The following is a 4945-nucleotide window of genomic DNA, read 5'->3' on the forward strand; positions in this document are numbered from 1 at the left end:
ACTCCGCCCAGGCCGCCGACACCGATGCCGAGCCCGACAAGGACGAGGACAAGGCGGCCGGTGGCGACGAGTCCGGCACGTCGGCCGACGCCGACAGCGGAGACGACGCCGAGTCCGGTGACGACGGCAGGGGCGAGGGCGGCTCGTCCTCCTCGCGCCGGCGCCGCAGGCGTCGCCGCTCCGGCGAGGGGGGCGACGGCGACAACGGTGACGACGGCGAGACCACCGTCACCCGGGTCCGGAAGCCGCGCTCGGCCGAGGACGAGATCACCTCGATCCAGGGCTCGACCCGCCTCGAGGCCAAGAAGCAGCGGCGCCGCGAAGGCCGCGAGGCCGGTCGTCGCCGCGCCCCGATCGTCAGCGAGGCCGAGTTCCTCGCCCGCCGCGAGTCGGTGGAGCGTGTGATGGCGATCCGCCAGCGCAAGGACCTCACCCAGATCGCCGTACTCGAGGACAAGGTCCTCGTCGAGCACTACGTCGCCCGCGAGGCGCAGACCTCGCTGATCGGCAACGTCTACCTCGGCCGCGTGCAGAACGTCCTGCCCTCGATGGAGGCTGCCTTCATCGACATCGGCAAGGGCCGCAACGCCGTCCTCTACGCCGGCGAGGTCAACTGGTCCTCGCTCGGCCACAAGGACGGCGAGCCCCGCAAGATCGAGTCGGTGCTCCAGTCCGGCCAGACCATCCTGGTCCAGGTCACCAAGGACCCCGTCGGCCACAAGGGCGCCCGGCTCACCAGCCAGGTCAGCCTGGCCGGCCGGTTCCTGGTCTACGTGCCCGACGGCACCACCTCGGGCATCTCCCGCAAGCTGCCCGACACCGAGCGCGCGAGGCTGAAGAGCCTGCTCAAGGAGATCGTCCCCGAGTCCGCCGGCGTGATCGTGCGCACCGCCGCCGAGGGTGCCTCCGAGGAGGAGCTGACCCGTGACGTCGAGCGGCTCAAGGCCCGCTGGGAGGACATCGAGAACAAGGTCGCCAAGGGCAACGCCCCGCAGCTGCTCTACGGGGAGCCCGACCTGACCCTGAAGGTGGTCCGCGACCTCTTCACCGAGGACTTCGCGAAGCTGGTCGTCCAGGGCGACGAGGCCTGGGCGTCGGTCAGGGAGTACGTCGAGCACGTGGCGCCCGACCTCACCGATCGTCTCGATCGCTTCGAGAGCAACGGCCAGGGCAACGGCGACCTCTTCTCGACCTACCGGATCGACGAGCAGATCGCCAAGGGTCTGGACCGCAAGGTCTGGCTGCCCTCCGGCGGATCGCTGATCATCGACCGCACCGAGGCGATGACGGTCATCGACGTCAACACCGGGAAGTTCACCGGTTCCGGGGGCAACCTCGAGGAGACGGTCACCAAGAACAACCTGGAGGCGGCCGAGGAGATCGTCCGACAGCTCCGGCTGCGCGACATCGGCGGCATCATCGTCGTCGACTTCATCGACATGGTCCTCGAGTCCAACCGTGACCTCGTGCTCCGTCGGCTGGTCGAGTGCCTGGGCCGCGACCGCACCCGCCACCAGGTCGCCGAGGTCACCTCCCTCGGCCTGGTGCAGATGACCCGCAAGCGGATCGGCACCGGGCTGCTCGAGGCGTTCAGTGAGAACTGCTCGCACTGCCAGGGCCGCGGCATCATCGTCCACGACCTTCCGGTCGAGCCCAAGCGCGGTGGCGGTGGCAGCAACGGTGGCGACACCGCGGATGGTGGTGGCCGTGGTGGCCGGCGCCGGCGCGGCAAGGGCCAGGGCGAGAGCAACGACGGCGGAACGCCGAAGGCGGTCCCGTCGCCCAAGGACATCGCCGCGATGGCGAAGCACGCTCCCGAGGACGAGGACGTCGAGGATGTCGAGGTCGTCGGCGACGTCGAGAGCGCGCCGAGCGCCGACGCCGTGGAGCTCGAGGACCAGGCGACGACCGAGCCGGTCCCGGCTGAAGCGGTCCTGGATGAGCCGGTTCCGGATGCGGCCGCCGCCCCGAGCGAGGTGCCGAGCGATCTGCCGGCCGAGTCTCCGAGCGAGGCCACGGTCGAGGAGAGGCCCGCTGACGTCGTACCGGCCGAGGACACCCCGGTCGCCGAGGAGACGCCCGTGGAGGTGCCGGCCCAGCCGGTGGCGAAGACCACGGTGGTCACTCGCACCCGCCGCAGGGCGGCCAGCCGTCCCGCCGGACCTCCTGCCGCATCCTCCGAGGAGCCGGCCGAAGGCCCTGCCTCCGAGTCGGCGGCCGAGCCGGCTGCCGAGGTCCCCGAGCCCGGCGCGCACGTCGAGCACGTGCCGGTGAAGAAGAAGGGCGCCCGCAAGCGCTAGGGGCCCCCCGCGGTTTTGGCGGATCCACCGCTGGACCGTAGTATTGACCGTCGGTGCGCCGCCGAGGCGTGCCGTTCTGCTGGCACCGGCACCCTCTTGATCGAGGATGCTGTGTGTGCCGCAGACCCAGACGTGACGTTAGAAGGAGCCCGCGGTGGTGTACGCGATCGTGCGCGCAGGCGCGAAGCAGGAGAAGGTCGCTGTCGGCGACGTCATCGAGATCGACAAGGTCTCCACGGCCGTCGGCGACACCCTGACCCTGCCGGTCGTCCTCGCGGTCGACGGCGACAAGGTGACCAGCACGGGCCTGGACAAGGCTGCCGTGACGGTCGAGGTGCTCGGTGCGACCAAGGGCCCGAAGATCGTCATCCAGAAGTACAAGAACAAGACCGGCTACAAGAAGCGCCAGGGTCACCGGCAGAAGTACACCCAGGTCAAGGTCACCGACATCTCGCTCTGAGTCTCGACAGGCTCGACCACCCGAGCTCGACTCACTCCTCGAAGGACTGAACACATGGCACACAAGAAGGGCGCCGCGTCCACCAAGAACGGTCGCGACTCCAACGCCCAGCGTCTCGGCGTGAAGCGCTTCGGCGGCCAGGTCGTCAACGCGGGCGAGATCATCGTCCGCCAGCGCGGCACCCACTTCCACCCCGGCTCGGGCGTGGGCCGCGGCGGCGACGACACCCTGTTCGCGCTGGTCGCGGGCGCGGTGGAGTTCGGCAAGAAGCGCGGCCGCAAGGTCGTCAACATCGTCCCGGGTGAGTGAGCTGACGCTCGCCAACCTGTGATGGGCCGCGCTGCCGGCCCTGGTCTTCGAAGGGCGTCCCGTTGCGGGGCGCCCTTCGCCCATTTCCTACTGAGAGACTGATCCCATGGCTGTTCCCTCCTTCGTCGACCGCGTGACGCTCCATGTCTCCGCCGGTCGCGGCGGTCACGGGGTCGCGTCCGTCCACCGCGAGAAGTTCAAGCCGCTCGGCGGGCCCGACGGCGGCAACGGCGGCCCGGGCGGCTCGGTGATCCTGCGGGTCGATCCCGACGTCACCACGCTCGTCGACTACCACCACAGCCCGAAGCGCCGCGCTGAGCACGGCGGGCTCGGTGCGGGCGACCGTAAGAACGGCGCGCACGGTGCCGACCTGGTCCTCGCGGTGCCCGACGGCACGGTCGTCAAGCACGTCAACGGTGAGGTGATCGCCGATCTCGTCGGTGCCGGCACCGAGCTCGTCGTCGCCCAGGGCGGCCGTGGCGGCCTCGGCAACGCTGCGCTGGCCTCGAAGGCCCGTAAGGCTCCCGGCTTCGCGCTGCTCGGGGAGCCCGGCGAGGAGCTCGACGTCGTCCTCGAGCTCAAGGTGGTCGCCGACGTCGGGCTGGTCGGCTTCCCGAGTGCCGGCAAGTCCAGCCTGATCGCCTCGATCTCGCGGGCCCGGCCGAAGATCGCCGACTACCCGTTCACCACGCTGATCCCGAACCTCGGCGTGGTCACTGCCGGCGACGTGACGTTCACCGTCGCCGACGTGCCCGGCCTGATCGAGGGCGCGGCGGAGGGACGGGGACTGGGTCACGACTTCCTGCGCCACATCGAGCGCTGTGCGGCCCTGGTCCACGTGCTCGACACGGCGACCCTCGAGCCGGGCCGGAACCCGGTCGACGACCTCGAGATCATCGAGGACGAGCTCCGGCGGTACGGCGGCCTCGATGACCGTCCCCGCCTGGTCGCGCTCAACAAGGTGGACGTCCCCGATGGTCGCGGCATCGCCGAGATGGTGGTGGACGACCTGAAGGAGCGCGGGATGCGCGTCTTCGAGGTGTCGGCGATGTCCGGCGAGGGCACCCGTGAGCTCGTCTACGCCATGGCCGAGATCGTCCAGGAGGCGCGCAAGGCCAAGGCGGCCGAGATCCCGCAGCGGATCGTGGTCCGCCCCAAGGCCGTGGACGACGACGGCTTCACCGTCACCAGGACCGGTGCGGGCTGGCGGGTGCGGGGCAGCAAGCCCGAGCGCTGGGTCCGGCAGACCGACTTCAGCAACGACGAGGCGGTCGGCTACCTCGCCGACCGGCTCAACCGGCTCGGCGTCGAGACCCGTCTGCTCGAGATGGGCGCCGAGGAGGGCGACGCGGTGCTGATCGGACCGATCGACAACGCCGTCGTGTTCGACTTCAAGCCCGGCATCGACGCCGGCGCGGAGAACCTCGCCCGCCGTGGCGAGGACAACCGCTTCCAGGAGGACCGGCCGGCCGCGCAGCGCCGCCGGGAGATCCAGGAGAAGCTCGCGGAGCGCGGCGAGAACGAGACCCGCGCCGACGTGGCCCGCCGGATCGACAAGCCTGAGGTCTACGGCCCGATGGCCTACGAGATCGGCTCCGAAGCGGATCCCGACGCGGCCCCGGTCCCGGCGTTCGACGAGGACGCGTGGTTGGAGGAGGACCCCGGTGAGTGACGGGTCCGTGCGGGACGTGGTGACCACTGCCCGCCGGATCGTCGTCAAGGTCGGCTCGTCCTCGCTCACCACCGCCGCCGGGGGGATCGACCCCGAGCGGGTGAGCGCGCTGGTCGACGTCCTCGCCGGCGCGCGGGCGCGCGGCGCCGAGGTGGTGCTGGTCTCCTCCGGTGCGATCGCCGCGGGCCTGGCGCCGCTCGGCCT

4 protein-coding genes and 1 pseudogene are annotated in these 4945 nt (G+C 70.9%); all 5 read left to right on the forward strand.

Annotated elements, in window-relative coordinates; translation table 11 throughout:
• On the forward strand, positions 1-2300 hold a 2300-nt coding region (locus tag E7Z54_RS06080; protein ID WP_136432115.1), incomplete at its 5' end, for an Rne/Rng family ribonuclease.
• 157 nt (positions 2301-2457) lie between these two features.
• Entirely contained in the window at positions 2458-2760 is a 303-nt protein-coding gene (rplU, locus tag E7Z54_RS06085; protein ID WP_136432118.1) for a 50S ribosomal protein L21, read from the forward strand.
• Positions 2761-2814: 54 nt separating this feature from the next.
• Positions 2815-3069 carry a 50S ribosomal protein L27 gene (gene rpmA, locus E7Z54_RS06090; RefSeq protein WP_136432116.1) on the forward strand — a complete coding sequence of 85 codons (255 nt, stop codon included), beginning with the start codon at positions 2815-2817 and terminating at the stop codon, positions 3067-3069.
• Between the two features lie 106 nt (positions 3070-3175).
• Positions 3176-4741 (forward strand): GTPase ObgE, encoded by a 1566-nt coding sequence (gene obgE / locus E7Z54_RS06095; RefSeq protein WP_136432117.1) that lies wholly within the window; start codon positions 3176-3178, stop codon positions 4739-4741.
• Positions 4734-4945 (forward strand): annotated as a pseudogene (locus E7Z54_RS06100) (glutamate 5-kinase); the annotation flags it as partial. The gene obgE and the pseudogene E7Z54_RS06100, both read left to right, overlap by 8 nt.

The sequence above is a fragment of the Nocardioides sp. genome (assembly GCF_004803405.1).
GTDB classification, from domain to species: Bacteria; Actinomycetota; Actinomycetes; order Propionibacteriales; family Nocardioidaceae; genus Nocardioides; species Nocardioides vastitatis.

What these genes read in the sequence shown, in the direction of transcription:
- obgE (WP_136432117.1), top strand. Translation starts at nt 3,176, where the DNA reads ATGGCTGTTCCCTCCTTCGTCGACCGCGTGACGCTCCATGTCTCCGCC.
- rpmA (WP_136432116.1), top strand. Translation starts at nt 2,815, where the DNA reads ATGGCACACAAGAAGGGCGCCGCGTCCACCAAGAACGGTCGCGACTCC.